This is a genomic window from Streptomyces toyocaensis (assembly GCF_000725125.1).
GTDB classification, from domain to species: Bacteria; Actinomycetota; Actinomycetes; order Streptomycetales; family Streptomycetaceae; genus Streptomyces; species Streptomyces toyocaensis.
Map to the genome: position 1 here is coordinate 1 of NZ_JFCB01000019.1, position 16,913 is coordinate 16,913.

Annotated in this window: 16 protein-coding genes; 14 read left to right on the forward strand and 2 right to left on the reverse strand. The window is 71.2% G+C overall.

Annotated elements, in window-relative coordinates:
- Positions 1-42: 42 nt before the first annotated feature.
- The gene (locus tag BU52_RS20310; RefSeq protein WP_037936388.1) at positions 43-1,698 is read right to left on the reverse strand and encodes a hypothetical protein; all 1,656 of its coding nucleotides are present in this window, start codon (positions 1,696-1,698) and stop codon (positions 43-45) included.
- Positions 1,699-1,917: 219 nt separating this feature from the next.
- Positions 1,918-4,116 carry an elongation factor G-like protein EF-G2 gene (locus BU52_RS20315; RefSeq protein WP_037936389.1) on the reverse strand — a complete coding sequence of 733 codons (2,199 nt, stop codon included), beginning with the start codon at positions 4,114-4,116 and terminating at the stop codon, positions 1,918-1,920.
- A 238-nt stretch (positions 4,117-4,354) separates the two neighbouring features.
- On the opposite strand from BU52_RS20315, the gene pgsA reads away from it, so the two are divergent.
- The 14 genes from pgsA to BU52_RS20385 all read left to right on the forward strand — a co-directional run bounded on the left by pgsA (position 4,355) and on the right by BU52_RS20385 (position 16,894).
- A complete protein-coding gene (pgsA, locus tag BU52_RS20320) occupies positions 4,355-5,083 on the forward strand; it encodes a phosphatidylinositol phosphate synthase (protein ID WP_037936392.1) in 729 nt (242 codons plus the stop codon).
- On the forward strand, positions 5,080-6,006 hold the full coding sequence (locus tag BU52_RS20325) for a phosphatidylinositol mannoside acyltransferase (RefSeq protein WP_037936393.1): 927 nt from the start codon (positions 5,080-5,082) through the stop codon (positions 6,004-6,006). The genes pgsA and BU52_RS20325 overlap by 4 nt, the downstream gene beginning before the upstream one ends.
- Positions 6,003-7,166, forward strand: coding sequence for a glycosyltransferase family 4 protein (locus BU52_RS20330; protein ID WP_037936396.1), 1,164 nt, complete (start codon positions 6,003-6,005; stop codon positions 7,164-7,166). Before BU52_RS20325 ends, BU52_RS20330 begins: the two co-directional genes overlap by 4 nt.
- A gap of 96 nt (positions 7,167-7,262) precedes the next feature.
- Positions 7,263-7,805, forward strand: a complete 543-nt coding sequence (locus tag BU52_RS20335) for a LemA family protein (RefSeq protein ID WP_037936397.1) — start codon at positions 7,263-7,265, stop codon at positions 7,803-7,805.
- A gap of 138 nt (positions 7,806-7,943) precedes the next feature.
- Entirely contained in the window at positions 7,944-8,855 is a 912-nt protein-coding gene (pdxS, locus tag BU52_RS20340) for a pyridoxal 5'-phosphate synthase lyase subunit PdxS (protein WP_037936399.1), read from the forward strand.
- Between the two features lie 7 nt (positions 8,856-8,862).
- Entirely contained in the window at positions 8,863-9,471 is a 609-nt protein-coding gene (gene pdxT / locus BU52_RS20345) for a pyridoxal 5'-phosphate synthase glutaminase subunit PdxT (protein ID WP_037936400.1), read from the forward strand.
- 48 nt (positions 9,472-9,519) lie between these two features.
- On the forward strand, positions 9,520-10,272 hold the full coding sequence (locus tag BU52_RS20350) for a YebC/PmpR family DNA-binding transcriptional regulator (RefSeq protein ID WP_037936401.1): 753 nt from the start codon (positions 9,520-9,522) through the stop codon (positions 10,270-10,272).
- Positions 10,273-10,382: 110 nt separating this feature from the next.
- Positions 10,383-10,949 carry a crossover junction endodeoxyribonuclease RuvC gene (gene ruvC / locus BU52_RS20355; RefSeq protein WP_037936635.1) on the forward strand — a complete coding sequence of 189 codons (567 nt, stop codon included), beginning with the start codon at positions 10,383-10,385 and terminating at the stop codon, positions 10,947-10,949.
- Positions 10,946-11,551 carry a Holliday junction branch migration protein RuvA gene (gene ruvA / locus BU52_RS20360; protein ID WP_037936402.1) on the forward strand — a complete coding sequence of 202 codons (606 nt, stop codon included), beginning with the start codon at positions 10,946-10,948 and terminating at the stop codon, positions 11,549-11,551. Before ruvC ends, ruvA begins: the two co-directional genes overlap by 4 nt.
- Before the next feature lie 41 nt (positions 11,552-11,592).
- Positions 11,593-12,663 carry a Holliday junction branch migration DNA helicase RuvB gene (gene ruvB / locus BU52_RS20365; protein WP_037936405.1) on the forward strand — a complete coding sequence of 357 codons (1,071 nt, stop codon included), beginning with the start codon at positions 11,593-11,595 and terminating at the stop codon, positions 12,661-12,663.
- Positions 12,664-12,828: 165 nt separating this feature from the next.
- Positions 12,829-13,317: a preprotein translocase subunit YajC gene (yajC, locus tag BU52_RS20370; protein ID WP_037936409.1), complete on the forward strand. Its 489-nt coding sequence runs from the start codon at positions 12,829-12,831 to the stop codon at positions 13,315-13,317.
- Between the two features lie 131 nt (positions 13,318-13,448).
- A complete protein-coding gene (gene secD / locus BU52_RS20375) occupies positions 13,449-15,227 on the forward strand; it encodes a protein translocase subunit SecD (RefSeq protein ID WP_078903355.1) in 1,779 nt (592 codons plus the stop codon).
- Positions 15,228-15,230: 3 nt separating this feature from the next.
- The gene (secF, locus tag BU52_RS20380) at positions 15,231-16,349 is read left to right on the forward strand and encodes a protein translocase subunit SecF (RefSeq protein ID WP_037936410.1); all 1,119 of its coding nucleotides are present in this window, start codon (positions 15,231-15,233) and stop codon (positions 16,347-16,349) included.
- Positions 16,346-16,894 carry an adenine phosphoribosyltransferase gene (locus BU52_RS20385; protein ID WP_037936411.1) on the forward strand — a complete coding sequence of 183 codons (549 nt, stop codon included), beginning with the start codon at positions 16,346-16,348 and terminating at the stop codon, positions 16,892-16,894. Before secF ends, BU52_RS20385 begins: the two co-directional genes overlap by 4 nt.
- Positions 16,895-16,913: the final 19 nt, after the last annotated feature.

Here is a 16,913-nt window from a genome sequence, read left to right on the forward strand (position 1 = left end):
CCCCCGGACCCCCGTCCCCACAGCCGCCCGACCGCCGGAGGCCTACGCGTCGTACACGTCGGCCTTGCGCGGCGAAGCGTCCTGCACCGCCGTACTGAGGAACGACGACCGGGACCCGAACTTCTCCGTGTCCACCCCGTTCTCCTCCAGCACCTTGATCGCCGCCGAGTGCACCACCCGCAGCACCGGTGCTGCCGCACGCAACGCGTCGTCCGCCATGAACCGGTGCCGCCACGGCTTGTCCGCCCACGCGTGACGCAGACCGAACGGCTCCGGCAGGGTCAGCTTGCCGCCGAGCCAGTACAGCAGCGGCGGATACCAGGTCAGCGGTGCCCGTGCGGTCAGCCGTACCACCTCGTCCGAGTCGACCAGCGGGAGCTTCACCTTCCGGGTCTCCCAGAACTTGATCGACTTCTGGACCTCCTTCTCCTTGGCCGCCGGCTTCGTGGTGAACAGGGAGTGCACCGGTCCCAGCGCGTGCCCGGTGACCTCGATGCGCAGCGTCTCGTGCAGCACGGTCACCGTGATCAGCATGGTGATCACGAGCTGGCCGTCCCACAGCGTCCACTGCACTCCAAGGTAGTGCCGGTCGCCCGCGCCGAACTGCTGCTTGTTGCAGATCTCCTGTATGGCGTGGGACTTGACCTGGTACGCCTCGACGTCCGTGCCCTCGGGCCGGGACACCGCGTCGGCGTTCTCGCCGACGGGCGTCACGATCCAGTGCCGTACGGACGGCTTGGGGAAGCCACCGGTGTGCAGGGGTCCGCGCTCCAGCATCCGCAGCCGGTCGTAGACGGCCTTGATGACGTCCCAGCTGCGGAACGGGTTGATCTCCCGGTCCGGGTCTGCCTGCACCAGGTCCTCGGCGAGCTGCCAGCTGCCCCAGCGCGTGCCCATCCCGAGTATGCCCTTGGGCCCGGCGTAGAACACGGAGTTGGACTGCTGCTCGGCGCTGAGCCGGGCCAGGGACTGCCGCAGTTGCTCGGCCGCCGTCTCACCCGGGCTGGAGGGGACCGCCTCGGGCACCTTGGCGCCGACGCTGCTCCCGGAGAGCAGGCTGCTCCACCGGTCGCGCAGATCCGTCGCCGTGCGTTCGCAGATCCGTTTGGCCCAGAACCAGCCCACCACCGGGGCGACCACCGAGGCGCGCGCGTACCAGCCCCAGAAGCCCTCGAACGGCATGCGGATCAGGAACAGCACGGCGAGGGCGCCCACCGCGACCAGCAGGACGGTGGCGAGCGCGCCGGCCCGCTTGTCCTCGCGCCGGCTCATCGTCGTACGGATCTGGAAGACCAGCAGCCACACCAGCAGACCGGGCAGGAACAGCAGCCCGCACAGGACCATGACGGCGCTCAGCCAGTTGTCCCGCTCGCGGCGGATGCGGTGCGCCGCAAGCGCGTGCTCCACCACGACCTGCGGCTGGGTGCCGAAGGACTGGATGAGCGGCGCGCGGCCGGAACCGAGCATCCGGTCGATGACGGCCCTGGAGAACGCCTCGCCCAGATTCGGCCGGAACAGCTTGATCCTCGGCTTGCTGACGGCCGACTTGTGCCACTCGCTGTTGGCCTTGAGTATCTCGTCGGCCTCGTTGTCCCGGTACGCCGCCGAGGCCAGCGCGAACGTCGGCGTCTGCCCCTCGTCGCCCGTGCGCGGCACCTGCGGACCGAAGAAATCCGCGTAACCGCTCTCAACGGTCATTCCCGCCCCCGATCGCCGCGTGACTGTCGTCTTGCGGCCTTCCCGACTTCCGTCCTGCGCACACCTGTTGATCAGGTCTTCAGCGTATCCGCAGCCGGTGCCGTCCGTCGGCGTACTTCCCAAGCGGCCCACCGGTACGGAGTGAAGCGTTCCAGATCGCGCCGGCACGAGACGCGTACGCGGGCGCCCGCCGGGTCTCCCGGCGGGCGCCCGCGGCGGCTACGCGGCCTTGCGTGCCTCCTCCTTGACCCGTTCCGCGACCTGCGGCGGCATGGGCTCGTGCCGCGCGTAACGACGGCTGAAGCGCGCGGTGCCGTGCGAGAGGGAGCGCAGGTCGACGGCGTACCGGCCGATCTCGATCTCCGGGACCTCGGCCTTGATGACGGTACGTCCGCCGGCCGACTGCTCGGTGCCGAGCACCCGGCCGCGCCGGCCGGACAGGTCGCTCATCACGGCGCCGACGTAGTCGTCGCCGACCAGGACGCTCACCTCGGCCACCGGTTCCAGCAGATGGATCCTCGCGTCCGACGCGGCCTCCCGCAGGGCAAGCGCGCCCGCGGTCTGGAACGCGGCGTCGGAGGAGTCCACCGAGTGCGCCTTGCCGTCCAGCAGGGTCACCCGCACGTCGACGAGCGGATGTCCCGCGGCGACTCCCCTGGCGGCCTGCGCCTTGACGCCCTTCTCCACCGAGGGGATGAACTGCCGCGGCACCGCGCCGCCGACCACCTTGTCCACGAACTCGACGCCCGAGCCGTTCGGCAGCGGCTCCACCTCGATCTCGCAGATGGCGAACTGCCCGTGGCCGCCGGACTGTTTGACGTGCCGGCCGCGCCCTGCCGCCCTGCCGCCGAACGTCTCCCTGAGCGACACCCGGTGCGGTACGACGTCCACCTGAACGCCGTACCGGCCGCGCAGCCGCTCCAGCGCCACGTCCGCGTGCGCCTCGCCCAGGCACCACAGCACCACCTGGTGGGTGTCCTGGTTCTGTTCCAGCCGCATCGTCGGGTCCTCGGCCACCAGCCGGGCCAGTCCCTGCGAGAGCTTGTCCTCGTCCGGCTTGCTGTGCGCCTGGATGGCCAGCGGCAGCAGCGGATCGGGCATCTCCCAGGGCTCCATGAGCAGGGGGTCGTCCTTGGCGGACAGGGTGTCCCCGGTCTCCGCGCGGCTCAGTTTCGCCACACACGCGAGGTCGCCCGCGATGACGTGCGACACCGGACGCTGCTGTTTGCCGAACGGTGTGGACAGGGCCCCGATCCGCTCGTCGACGTCGTGGTCCTCGTGGCCCCGGTCGGCCAGCCCGTGCCCGGAGACGTGCACGGTCTGATCGGCGCGCAGGGTGCCGGAGAAGACCCTCACCAGCGAGATCCGCCCGACGTACGGGTCGGAGGAGGTCTTCACGACCTCCGCGACCAGCGGGGCGTCCGGGTCGCACGGCTCGAGCTCCCGGGGCCTGCCGTCGATCGTGGTCACGCGCGGCGTGCCGTGTTCCAGAGGGGTCGGGAAGCCGCGGGTGATCAACTCCAGCACCTCGACCGTGCCGAGTCCCTGGCGGGCTCCCTCGGCGGCGGGGGCGGCGGCCAGGACGGGGAAGAACACCCCGCGCGCCACCGCCCGCTCCAGATCCTCGATCAGTGTCGTGACGTCGACCTGCTCCCCGCCGAGATAGCGGTCCATGAGGGTCTCGTCCTCGCTCTCGGCGATGATCCCCTCGATCAGCCGGCCCCGGGCCTCCTCGATCAGGGGAACCTGCTCCTCGCCGGGCTCGGACTCCTTGCGCTCGCCGCCGGAGTAGTCGAACAGCTTCTGCGTCAGCAGCCCGATCAGGCCGTGCACGGGCGCGTGCCCGTCAGGTCCCTCGGGGCCGCGCAGCGGCAGGTACAGCGGCAGCACGGCGTCGGGGTCCTCCCCGCCGAAGGCCTCCGCGCAGACCCGGGTCATCTCCTCGAAGTCCGCGCGGGCCGCCTCCAGGTGCGTGACGACGATGGCGCGAGGCATGCCGACCGCCGCGCACTCGTCCCACACCATCCGGGTCGAACCGTCCACGCCGTCCGAGGCCGAGACGACGAAGAGGGCCGCGTCCGCCGCTCGCAGACCGGCCCTGAGGTCCCCGACGAAGTCGGCGTATCCGGGGGTGTCCAGCAGGTTGACCTTGATGCCGTCCCATTCGAGGGGCACCAGGGAGAGCTGTACCGAGCGCTGCTGCCGGTGCTCGATGTCGTCGTAGTCGGAGACGGTGCCGCCGTCCTCCACGCGGCCCGCCCGGTTCACCGCCCCCGCGGTCAGCGCGAGGGCCTCCACCAGTGTCGTCTTGCCCGATCCGGAGTGGCCGACCAGCACCACATTCCGTACGGACGTGGGACGGTCGGCCGCCTGTGCCCTGCCGGCGGCCCCGGGGTGTGTGTGCGCCTTGTCGCCCATGATCCTGCCTCCCGTGCACGGTGAGGTCGCTGTGGGCGCGGACCCGCGGAATCCGCGTGCGGTGCGGCTCCGGCGGCGCCCGCGGTCATTCGAGCTTTGCACTCCCGTCACGGCGCGTCCATACGAGGGACGGGATCCCGCCGGTCCCCGCGCACGGTCCTACGGACCGCGGCCCCCGCCCGGCCCCACGCGGGTGCCCGGGTGCCCGGCCCCCGCCCGCACGCTCGCGTGGCTACGATTGGGCCCGCCGGTGGCCAGCAGGGGCCATGCGGCCACACCGACCGTCGGGAAGGCCATGCTGAACAAGTACGCGCGTGCATTCTTCACGCGTGTCCTCACACCGTTCGCCGCGTTTCTCATCCGGCGGGGGGTCAGCCCGGACACGGTCACGCTCATCGGCACCGCGGGTGTGGTCGCGGGCGCGCTGGTCTTCTACCCCATGGGCGAGTTCTTCTGGGGCACGGTCGTGATCACGCTGTTCGTGTTCTCCGACCTGGTCGACGGGAACATGGCCCGCCAGCTCGGGCGGTCCAGCCGGTGGGGCGCCTTCCTGGACTCGACCCTGGACCGGGTCGCCGACGGGGCCGTCTTCGGCGGCTTCGCCCTGTGGTACGCGGGCGGCGGCGACGACAACGTGCTGTGCGCGGTGTCGATCTTCTGCCTGGCCAGCGGCCAGGTGGTGTCGTACACCAAGGCGCGCGGCGAGTCGATCGGCCTGCCGGTCGCCGTCAACGGTCTGGTCGAGCGGGCCGAGCGGCTGGTGATCTCGCTGGTCTCGGCCGGTCTCGCGGGCCTGCACGCCTTCGGTGTGCCGGGCATCCAGTACCTGCTGCCGGTCGCGCTGTGGGTCGTCGCCGTCGGCAGCCTCGTCACGCTGATCCAGCGGGTCGTCACCGTGCGCCGGGAGTCCGCCGAGGCGGAAGCCGCGGAGCGGCAGGAGACCCGGGGGAGCGAGGCCGCGACGTGAGCGCCCAGGAGCGGCTCGCCGACGCCCTGTACGGCGCCGGCTGGGGCACCGTCAGGAAACTCCCCGAGCCCGTCGCGGCCCGCCTCGGGAGGACCGTCGCCGACCTCGCGTGGAAGCAGCGCGGCAAGGGCGTGCTCCGGCTGGAGAACAACTACGCGCGCGTGGTGCCGGACGCGGGGCCGGACCGGCTGGCCGAACTCTCCCGCGCGGGCATGCGGTCGTACCTGCGCTACTGGATGGAGTCCTTCCGGCTGCCCGCCTGGAGCGCCGAGCGCATCGCCGACGGCCTCGACGTCAAGGACCTCCACCACCTGACCGACGGCATGGCGGCCGGCAAGGGCGTCGTCCTGGCGCTGCCGCACCTCGCCAACTGGGACCTCGCCGGCGCCTGGGTCACCACCAGGCTGGGCATACCGTTCACCACCGTCGCCGAGCGACTGAAGCCGGAGACGCTGTACGACCGGTTCGTCGCCTACCGGGAGGGCCTCGGCATGGAGGTGCTCCCGCACAGCGGCGGCTCCGCCTTCGGCACGCTGGCCCGGCGGCTGCGCGACGGCGGACTGGTCTGCCTGGTGGCCGACCGTGATCTGTCCTCTTCCGGGGTCGAGGTCGGCTTCTTCGGCGAGACCGCCCGGATGCCGGCCGGTCCCGCCCTGCTGGCCCAGCAGACCGGGGCGCGGCTGCTGCCGGTGACCCTGTGGTACGACGGCCCGGTGATGCGGGGCAAAGTCCATCCGCCGGTCGAGGTGCCCGGGTCGGGTACGCGCCCCGAGAAGACGTCCGTCATGACACAGGCGCTGGCCGACGCCTTCGCCTCGGGGATCGCCGACCATCCGGAGGACTGGCACATGCTGCAGCGCTTGTGGGTCAGGGACCTCGATCCCGCGGCAGCCCCCGAGAAGGACCAGAAGGGGACCTCGTGAGGATCGGCATCGTCTGTCCGTACTCCTGGGACGTACCGGGTGGTGTCCAGTTCCACATCCGCGACCTGGCCGAGTACTTCATCCGCCTCGGGCACGACGTGTCCGTCCTCGCCCCGGCCGACGACGACACACCGCTGCCGCCGTACGTCGTCTCGGCCGGCCGCGCGGTGCCGGTGCCGTACAACGGCTCGGTGGCCCGGCTCAACTTCGGCTTCCTCTCCGCCGCGCGGGTGCGGCGCTGGCTGCACGAGGGCTCCTTCGACGTCGTCCACATCCACGAGCCGACGTCGCCCTCGCTCGGCCTGCTGACCTGCTGGGCGGCCGAGGGACCGATCGTCGCCACGTTCCACACCTCCAACCCGCGCTCCCGCGCGATGATCGCCGCGTACGCGATCCTCCAGGCCGCCCTGGAGAAGATCAGCGCGCGGATCGCGGTGAGCGAGTACGCCCGCCGCACCCTCGTCGAACACCTGGGCGGCGACGCGGTGGTCATTCCGAACGGCGTCGACGTCGACTTCTTCGCCGGGGCCGAGCCACGGCCGGAGTGGCAGGGGGACACGATCGGCTTCGTCGGCCGGATCGACGAACCCCGCAAGGGTCTGCCGGTGCTGATGAAGGCGCTGCCGAAGATCCTCGCCGCCCGTCCGCAGACGCGGCTGCTGGTCGCCGGCCGGGGCGACGAGGAGGAGGCGGTCGCGTCACTGCCGCGGGAGCTGCGCCCGCGCGTGGAGTTCCTCGGCATGGTCAGCGACGAGGACAAGGCCCGCTTCCTGCGCAGCGTCGACCTGTACGTGGCGCCCAACACCGGCGGCGAGAGCTTCGGGATCATCCTGGTCGAGGCGATGTCGGCGGGGGCACCCGTGCTCGCCTCCGACCTGGACGCGTTCGCGCAGGTCCTCGACGGGGGCGCGGCCGGTGAGCTGTTCGCCAACGAGGACGCGGACGCGCTCGCCGAGGCCGCGGTACGGCTCCTGGCCGACCCGGAGCGCCGCGCGGAACTGCGGGAGCGGGGCAGCGCCCACGTCCGCCGCTTCGACTGGTCGACGGTCGGCGCGGACATCCTCTCGGTGTACGAGACGGTGACGGCGGGCGCGGCGGCGGTGGCGGCGGACGACCGGGCGACGGGCCTGCGAGCGCGTCTGGGCCTCGCACGGGACTAGCTCCCGTCCGGCGGTCGCCGGGGCCCGGGGGTCCGGGGGCGGCAGCGCCGGACACCCGGGGACCCCGTGCGGGCGTCACCGGTAGCCTTGCCGCCCGTGACCGCAACCCTCATCTGGATCCTCGTCGCCCTTGTCGCCGTCGGCCTCTATCTGAGCTGGACGGCGGGGCGGCTGGACCGGCTGCACGCCCGCATCGACGCCGCCCGCGCCGCGCTCGACGCGCAACTCCTGCGCCGCGCCTCCGTGGCACAGGAACTGGCCACCTCGGGCGTGCTCGATCCCGCCGCCTCGATCGTGCTCTACGAGGCCGCGCACGCCGCGCGGCAGGCGGAGGAGGAACAGCGCGAGGTCGCCGAGAGCGAGCTGAGCCAGGCGCTGCGCGCGGTCTTCGCCGACGCGCACCAGGTGGACGCGGTCAGGGAGGCGCCCGGGGGAGAGGAAGCGACCCTGGAGCTCGCCGAGGCGGTCCGCAGGGTGCCGATGGCCCGCCGCTTCCACAACGACGCCGTACGGGCCGCGCGTGCCCTGCGGCGGCACCGCAAGGTGCGCTGGTTCCGGCTGGCCGGGCACGCGCCCTTCCCGATGGCCTTCGAGATGGACGACGAGCCGCCGGCCGCCCTGATCGAGCGGGCGGGGTAACGGCGGGATCCGGCCGCACGGCGGAGCGCCACCGACCGAAAAGGATCCACCGGGTGCGCATTGGCCCTTGCTGTGGCCTGGTCCCCTCACGTTTCCTCGGTGCTGCAGAAACCCCTCTTTCCTTCAGCGAGGTCACACGTGTCCAGCACGCTCTCCGAAAACCAGGGTCCCGAGACCGGCACCGCCCGCGTGAAGCGCGGCATGGCCGAGCAGCTCAAGGGCGGCGTGATCATGGACGTCGTCACACCGGAGCAGGCCAAGATCGCCGAGGACGCGGGCGCCGTCGCCGTCATGGCCCTGGAGCGGGTCCCCGCCGACATCCGCAAGGACGGCGGCGTGGCCCGCATGTCCGACCCGGACATGATCGAGGGCATCATCGACGCGGTCTCCATCCCCGTGATGGCCAAGTCCCGCATCGGCCACTTCGTCGAGGCCCAGGTGCTGCAGTCGCTCGGCGTCGACTACATCGACGAGTCCGAGGTCCTCACCCCGGCCGACGAGGTCAACCACTCCGACAAGTGGGCGTTCACCACCCCCTTCGTCTGCGGTGCCACCAACCTGGGCGAGGCACTGCGCCGCATCGCCGAGGGTGCCGCCATGATCCGCTCCAAGGGCGAGGCCGGCACCGGCAACGTCGTCGAGGCCGTGCGCCACCTGCGCCAGATCAAGAACGAGATCGCCCGCCTGCGCGGTTACGACAACAACGAGCTGTACGCCGCCGCCAAGGAGCTGCGCGCCCCGTACGAGCTGGTCAAGGAGGTCGCCGGGCTGGGCAAGCTGCCCGTCGTGCTGTTCTCCGCCGGTGGCGTGGCCACCCCGGCCGACGCCGCGCTGATGCGTCAGCTCGGTGCCGAGGGCGTCTTCGTCGGCTCCGGCATCTTCAAGTCCGGCGACCCGGCCAAGCGCGCCGCCGCCATCGTCAAGGCGACCACCTTCTACGACGACCCGAAGATCGTCGCGGACGCGTCACGCAACCTCGGCGAGGCCATGGTCGGCATCAACTGCGACACCCTGCCCGAGGCCGAGCGCTACGCCAACCGCGGCTGGTAGTCCGCCGATGAGCGACGCACTTGTCATCGGCGTCCTGGCCCTCCAGGGCGACGTGCGGGAGCACCTCGTCGCCCTGGCCGCGGCCGGCGCCGTGGCCAGGCCGGTCAGGCGGCCCGAGGAACTCGCCGAGGTCGACGGCCTCGTCATCCCCGGCGGCGAGTCCACCACGATCTCCAAGCTGGCCGTCCTCTTCGGCCTGATGGAGCCCCTGCGCGCGCGGGTGCGCGACGGCATGCCCGTCTACGGCACCTGCGCCGGCATGATCATGCTGGCCGACAAGATCCTCGACCCCCGCTCGGGCCAGGAGACCGTCGGCGGCATCGACATGATCGTGCGCCGCAACGCCTTCGGACGGCAGAACGAGTCCTTCGAGGCCGCGGTCGACGTCAAGGGCGTCGCCGGCGACCCGGTGGAGGGCGTCTTCATCCGCGCGCCCTGGGTGGAGTCCGTCGGAGCCGGGGCCGAGGTGCTGGCCGAGCACGGCGGTCACATCGTCGCGGTGCGCCAGGGCAACGTCCTCGCCACCTCGTTCCACCCGGAACTGACCGGCGACCACCGCGTCCACGCGCTCTTCGCCGACCTGGTACGGGCGAGGCGGACAGCCGAGTCCTTGTAGGATTCCTGCGTTCGTTGCAGAGATGGGTTACGCGAAGGAGACAGGCAGATGTCCGGCCACTCTAAATGGGCCACGACGAAGCACAAGAAGGCCGTGATCGACGCCAAACGCGGCAAGCTCTTCGCGAAGCTGATCAAGAACATCGAAGTCGCCGCGCGCATGGGCGGCGTCGACCTGGACGGCAACCCCACGCTCTACGACGCCGTCCAGAAGGCCAAGAAGCAGTCGGTGCCGAACAAGAACATCGACTCCGCCATCAAGCGTGGCGGCGGACTCGAGGCCGGGGGCGCCGAATACGAGACGATCATGTACGAGGGCTACGGCCCGAACGGTGTCGCGGTGCTCATCGAGTGCCTCACCGACAACCGCAACCGCGCGGCCTCGGACGTGCGCGTCGCGATGACCCGCAACGGCGGTTCCATGGCGGACCCCGGCTCGGTGTCGTACCTGTTCCACCGCAAGGGCGTCGTGATCGTCCCCAAGGGCGAGCTGGCCGAGGACGACGTCCTCGCCGCCGTCCTGGACGCGGGTGCCGAGGAGGTCAACGACCTCGGTGAGTCCTTCGAGGTGCTCAGCGAGGCCACCGACCTGGTCGCCGTCCGCACCGCGCTGCAGGACGCCGGGATCGACTACGACTCCGCCGAGGCCAACTTCGTCCCGACCATGCAGGTCGAGCTGGACGAGGAGGGCGCCAAGAAGATCTTCAAGCTCATCGACGCCCTGGAGGACAGCGACGACGTGCAGAACGTCTTCGCCAACTTCGACGTGAGCGACGAGATCATGGAGAAGGTCGACGCGTGACGCGTCCACTGATCGGCGGGCCGGCGGGACACACTCCGCCGGCCCGTCGCCTTGTCAGTGGCACCCGCTAGCCTGCACGGACAGGTGATCGAGGAAAGAGGGTGCGGCGCGTGCGCGTACTGGGGGTGGACCCGGGGCTGACCCGGTGCGGTGTCGGTGTCGTGGAGGGCGTTGCCGGGCGGCCACTCACCCTGCGCGGCGTGGGAGTCGTCCGCACACCGGCGGATGCCGACCTCGGCCACCGCCTCGTCGCCGTCGAGCAGGGCCTCGAACGGTGGCTGGACGAGCACCGGCCCGAGTTCGTCGCCGTGGAGCGCGTCTTCAGCCAGCACAACGTGCGGACGGTGATGGGCACCGCCCAGGCCAGCGCGGTGGCGATCCTGTGCGCCTCCCGCCGCGGCATCCCCGTCGCCCTGCACACGCCCAGCGAGGTCAAGGCCGCCGTCACCGGCTCCGGCCGCGCGGACAAGGCACAGGTCGGCGCCATGGTCACCCGGCTGCTGCGGCTCGACGCGCCGCCGAAGCCCGCCGACGCGGCCGACGCCCTCGCGCTCGCCATCTGCCACATCTGGCGGGCCCCGGCGCAGAACCGGCTCCAGCAGGCCGCCGCCCTGCACGCCTCCCAAGCCTCCCGCGCGCCCCGCGCCCCGCACGCATCGAAAGGCCGTACGGCATGATCGCCTTCGTCAGCGGCACGGTCGCCGCCCTCGCCCCCGACACCGCGGTGGTCGAGGTCGGCGGGGTCGGCATGGCCGTCCAGTGCACGCCGAACACGCTGTCCACGCTCCGCGTAGGCAAGCCCGCGAAACTCGCCACCTCGCTCGTCGTCCGCGAGGACTCCCTGACCCTGTACGGCTTCGCCGACGACGACGAGCGTCAGGTCTTCGAGCTGCTCCAGACCGCCAGCGGCGTCGGCCCCCGGCTGGCCCAGGCGATGCTCGCCGTGCACGCCCCCGACGCCCTGCGCAGAGCCGTCTCCACCGGGGACGAGAAGGCGCTGACCGCCGTCCCCGGCATCGGCAGGAAGGGCGCCCAGAAGCTGCTCCTGGAGCTGAAGGACCGCCTCGGCGAACCGGTCGGCGCGCCCGCCGTCGGCACACCGGTCACTTCCGGCTGGCGGGACCAGCTGCACGCGGCCCTGATCGGCCTCGGCTACGCGACCCGCGAGGCCGACGAGGCCGTGTCCGCCGTGGCGCCCCAGGCGGAGGCCGCCGGTGGCACCCCGCAGGTGGGGCAGCTGCTGAAGGCCGCCCTGCAGACGCTGAACCGCGCCCGATAGCCCGCGCCCCCTGGCCCGTACGAAGAGCTGAGGCATACGCAATGAACTGGGACGACACCACCGACACACCCGCCGAGGAGCGGCTCGTCGGTGCGTCCGCCGACCGTGAGGACCAGGCCGTCGAAGCGGCCCTGCGCCCCAAGGACCTGGGCGAGTTCATCGGTCAGGAGAAGGTCCGCGAACAGCTCGACCTCGTCCTGCGCGCGGCACGCGCACGCGGTGCCACCGCCGACCACGTGCTGCTCTCCGGCGCCCCCGGCCTCGGCAAGACCACCCTGTCGATGATCATCGCGGCCGAGATGGAAGCCCCCATCCGCATCACCTCGGGCCCCGCCATCCAGCATGCGGGTGACCTCGCGGCGATCCTCTCCTCCCTTCAGGAGGGAGAGGTCCTCTTCCTCGACGAGATCCACCGCATGTCCCGGCCCGCCGAGGAGATGCTCTACATGGCGATGGAGGACTTCCGCGTCGACGTCATCGTCGGCAAGGGCCCGGGCGCCACCGCCATCCCCCTCGAACTGCCCCCCTTCACCCTCGTCGGCGCCACCACCCGGGCCGGCCTGCTGCCGCCCCCGCTGCGCGACCGCTTCGGCTTCACCGCGCACATGGAGTTCTACGAGCCGGCCGAGCTGGAACGGGTCGTGCACCGCTCGGCGAGCCTGCTCGACGTGGAGATCGAACCGGACGGGGCCGCGGAGATCGCCGGCCGCTCCCGCGGCACGCCCCGCATCGCCAACCGCCTCCTGCGCCGCGTCCGGGACTACGCGCAGGTCAAGGCCGACGGCCTGATCACCAGGGACATCGCCGCGGCGGCCCTCGCCGTCTACGAGGTCGACGCCCGCGGCCTGGACCGGCTGGACCGGGGGGTGCTCGAGGCCCTGCTGAAGCTGTTCGGGGGCGGACCGGTGGGCCTGTCCACGCTCGCTGTCGCGGTGGGGGAGGAGCGTGAGACCGTGGAAGAGGTGGCGGAACCCTTCCTGGTACGGGAGGGACTGCTCGCCCGCACCCCGCGCGGTCGGGTCGCCACCCCTGCGGCATGGGCGCATCTCGGCCTCGTACCGCCACGCTCCCGGACCGCTGGAAACGGACAAGGGGACCTGTTCGGGGCGTGACGGCGAGCGTGCTGGCCCGGGCAGGAACCCGGGTGCCATGCTGAGCGTTGTTCCCTTGGTGCGGACTCGCTTAGACTCCGCCGATGCCGCCCTTGCCGGCGGCATCACATACCCCCAACCATCAGGCCGTTCACCATCGCGGTCGTGTGAAGGAAGTTCCGACCCGTGAGTCTCCTGACCCTCCTCCCGTTCATTGTGCTCATCGGGGCCATGTTCCTGATGACCCGGTCGGCCAAGAAGAAGCAGCAGCAGGCCATCGAGATGCGGAACCAGATGCAGCCCGGTTCCGGCGTCCGCACCATCGGGGGCATGTACGCCACGGTCAAGGAGGTCAACGAGGACACCGTCCTCCTCGACGCCGGCCCGGGTGTGGAACTGCTGTTCGCCAAGAACTCGATCGGTGCCGTCCTGACCGACGACGAGTACAACCGCATCGTCCACGGCATCGAGCACGACCTGAAGGCCGACGCCGACGTCGTGCCCGACGACGCCTCCTCCCTCACCGAGACCGACGACTCCTCCGACGCTGCCGCCGCCTCCGACGACACGCCTGTCGACCTCGGCAAGAAGGACGCGGCCGACGCCGACACCGCCGACGGGGCGAAGGCGGACGCACAGCCGAAGAAGTCCGACGGCGACTCCGACGCGAAGTAGTCGTGTCCCGGGGCGCGCGGGTACCGTCCGCGCGCCCCGGGACATGCCCAGCTCGCACGGAATCCCGACACCATGTCATGGCCGCCCGCCCCTGACCCGGCACGGGACGGCCCGAGAGGGAGTACGAGAAGGTGGCAGCACTCAAAAAGGGACGGAACGCGAGCGCCACAAGTAAGCCGTGGCGCTCGCTCGCTCTGATCCTGATCGCCATCGTGGCGCTCACCGGGGGGATGTTCGCCTCCGGGCACACGACTCCGCGCCTCGGCATCGACCTGGCCGGCGGAACGAGCATCACGCTGGCGGCGGTCCCCGAGGCCGGCCAGGAGTCCGCGATCAACAAGACCAACATGGACACGGCCGTCTCCATCATGGAGCGGCGTGTCAACGGTCTCGGTGTCTCCGAGGCCGAGGTCCAGACGCAGGGCACCCGCAACATCATCGTCAACATTCCCAAGGGCACGAACTCCAGGCAGGCCCGGGAACAGGTCGGCACCACCGCCAAGCTCTACTTCCGTCCCGTGATCGCCACCGAACTCGCCGGCGGCGGGGCCGCTCCGACGCCCAGCGCGACCGGAAACGGCTCGGAGCAGGACTCCGGGAAGGACAAGGCGACCGACAAGGCCACGGAGAAGGCGACGGACGGCGCGTCCCCGTCCGCCTCCGGCAGCCCGTCGGCGAGCGCCACCACGCAGGGCCGCGCGGTCACCGACGCCCTGAAGGCCGAAGAGACCCCGTCCGGCTCCCCGAGCGGCAAGGCCAGCCCCTCACCGTCCGCCACCGGCGGCACCTCGGGCGACGCCGACGGCAAGCTCCAGGCCCAGTACGCCGCGCTCGACTGCACCAAGGAGAGCGTCCGCGCGAAGGCCGGTGACGGGTCCAAGTCCAGCGACACGACCGTCGCCTGTGGCCAGAACTCCCAGGGCCAGTGGCAGAAGTACATCCTCGGCCCCGCCGCGGTCGACGGCACGGACGTCGACGAGGCCAAGGCCGTCCTGAACACCCAGACCGGCGCCGGCTGGACCGTGACCATGGACTTCACGGACAAGGGCGCCAAGAAGTTCGCCGACATCACCGGCCAGCTCGCCCAGAAGCAGTCCCCGCAGAACCAGTTCGCCATCGTGCTGGACAACGAGGTCGTCTCCGACCCGTACGTCAGCCAGGCGCTGACCGGCGGCAACGCCGAGATCTCCGGCAACTTCACCCAGCAGTCGGCGCAGGAACTGGCCAACATGCTGTCCTACGGCGCCCTGCCGCTGACCTTCCGCGAGGACAGCGTCACCACCGTGACCGCGGCCCTCGGCGGTGAGCAGCTGAAGGCGGGCCTGATCGCCGGCGCCATCGGCCTCGCCCTGGTCGTGCTCTACCTGCTGTTCTACTACCGCGGCCTGTCCTTCATCGCCATCCTGTCCCTGCTGGTGTCCGCCGCCCTCACCTACGTGATCATGTCGCTGCTCGGCCCGGCCATCGGCTTCGCGCTGAACCTGCCGGCCGTGTGCGGTGCCATCGTCGCCATCGGCATCACGGCGGACTCGTTCATCGTCTTCTTCGAACGGGTCCGGGACGAGATCCGCGAGGGCCGCTCGCTGCGTCCCTCCGTCGAGCGCGCCTGGCCGCGCGCCCGGCGCACCATCCTGGTGTCCGACTTCGTGTCGTTCCTCGCCGCCGCCGTGCTCTTCGTCGTCACCGTCGGCAAGGTGCAGGGCTTCGCGTTCACGCTGGGCCTGACCACCGTGCTCGACGTCGTGGTGGTGTTCCTCTTCACCAAGCCGCTGCTGACGCTGATGGCCCGCCGGAAGTTCTTCGCGAGCGGCCACAAGTGGTCCGGTCTCGACCCGAAGGCGCTGGGCGCGAAACCGCCCCTGCGCCGTACCCGCCGTCCCTCCGCCCCTGCCCAGACGAAGGAGGCGTGAGAGATGTCGAAGCTCGGCACCCTCGGCGCCCGACTGCACCACGGCGAGATCGGCTACGACTTCGTCAAGAACCGCAAGATCTGGTACGGCGTCTCCATCCTGATCACCATCACGGCCATCCTCGGCCTGGCGGTGCGCGGCCTGCACATGGGCATCGAGTTCCAGGGCGGAGCGGTCTTCACCACCCCGAAGAACATGAGCGTGTCGGTCGCCACGGCCGAGGGGTACGCGGAGGACGCCTCCGGCCACGACGCCATCGTGCAGAAGCTCGGCGACGGCACCATGCGCATCCAGGTCGCCGGCATCGACACCCAGACCTCGGACAAGATCAAGGACACCCTCGCCGAGGACCTCAAGGTCGACGCCGAGCAGATCAACGCCGAGCTGGTCGGTCCCAGCTGGGGTGAACAGATCGCCAACAAGGCCTGGCAGGGCCTCGGCATCTTCATGATCCTCGTCGTGATCTACCTGGCGATCGCCTTCGAGTGGCGCATGGCGCTCGCCGCGTTCGTCGCGCTGATCCACGACATCACCATCACCGTCGGTATCTACGCCCTCGTCGGCTTCGAGGTCACGCCCGGCACGGTGATCGGTCTGCTCACCATCCTCGGTTACTCGCTGTACGACACGGTCGTCGTCTTCGACAGCCTCAAGGAACAGACCAAGGACATCACCAAACAGACCCGCTGGACGTACAGCGAGATCGCCAACCGCTCCATCAACAGCACCCTGGTCCGCTCCATCAACACCACGGTGGTCGCGCTGCTGCCGGTGGCGGGCCTGTTGTTCATCGGTGGCGGTGTCCTCGGCGCCGGCATGCTGAACGACATCTCGCTGTCGCTGTTCGTCGGTCTCGCGGCCGGTGCGTACTCCTCGATCTTCATCGCCACCCCGCTCGTCGCCGACCTCAAGGAACTCGAGCCGTCGATGAAGTCCCTGAAGAAGCGGGTCATGGCCAAGCGGGCCCAGGGCGGGGACGCGGAGGAACCGCAGACGGTCGCGGCCGCCGGCGGGGATGACGACGACGAGCCGGACGACGCCGCGCCCGCGGTCGTCGGTCCGCGCAGCCAGCCCGCCTCCCGCACCCGCGGCCGGGGCCGTCCCTCGGGGAAGCGCCGATGACCGAGCTCACCGACATCTCGGACCTGCTGCTCAGCCGGATCCGGGACGTGGCGGACTACCCGGAGCCGGGGGTGATGTTCAAGGACATCACCCCGCTCCTGGCGGACCCCGCGGCATTCTCCGCGCTGAGCGACGCCTTCGCCGGCATCGCCCGGAGCACCGGCGCGACCAAGATCGTCGGCCTGGAGGCACGGGGCTTCATCCTCGGCGCCCCGGTCGCCGTCCGCGCCGGCCTCGGTTTCATCCCCGTGCGCAGGGCGGGCAAGCTCCCCGGAGCCACCCTCAGCCAGGCGTACGACCTGGAGTACGGCTCCGCCGAGATCGAGGTGCACGCGGAGGACCTCCGTGCGGACGACCGCGTCCTGGTGGTCGACGACGTCCTCGCCACCGGCGGCACCGCCGAGGCGTCGGTCCAGCTCATCCGCCGGGCGGGCGCCGAGGTGGCGGGCCTCGCCGTGCTGATGGAGCTCGGCTTCCTCGGCGGCCGTGCCCGGCTGGAGCCGGCCCTCGCGGGCGCACCCCTCGAGGCGCTGCTCACGGTCTGACCGGCCACAGGAGAACCAC

Bases quoted from the DNA above. Each gene is read 5' to 3' on its own strand.
- BU52_RS20315 (WP_037936389.1), bottom strand. From the start codon at position 4,116: ATGGGCGACAAGGCGCACACACACCCCGGGGCCGCCGGCAGGGCACAG.
- ruvA (WP_037936402.1), top strand. From the start codon at position 10,946: ATGATCGCCTTCGTCAGCGGCACGGTCGCCGCCCTCGCCCCCGACACC.
- BU52_RS20385 (WP_037936411.1), top strand. From the start codon at position 16,346: ATGACCGAGCTCACCGACATCTCGGACCTGCTGCTCAGCCGGATCCGG.
- pdxT (WP_037936400.1), top strand. From the start codon at position 8,863: ATGAGCGACGCACTTGTCATCGGCGTCCTGGCCCTCCAGGGCGACGTG.
- BU52_RS20310 (WP_037936388.1), bottom strand. From the start codon at position 1,698: ATGACCGTTGAGAGCGGTTACGCGGATTTCTTCGGTCCGCAGGTGCCG.
- secF (WP_037936410.1), top strand. From the start codon at position 15,231: ATGTCGAAGCTCGGCACCCTCGGCGCCCGACTGCACCACGGCGAGATC.
- ruvB (WP_037936405.1), top strand. From the start codon at position 11,593: ATGAACTGGGACGACACCACCGACACACCCGCCGAGGAGCGGCTCGTC.
- BU52_RS20350 (WP_037936401.1), top strand. From the start codon at position 9,520: ATGTCCGGCCACTCTAAATGGGCCACGACGAAGCACAAGAAGGCCGTG.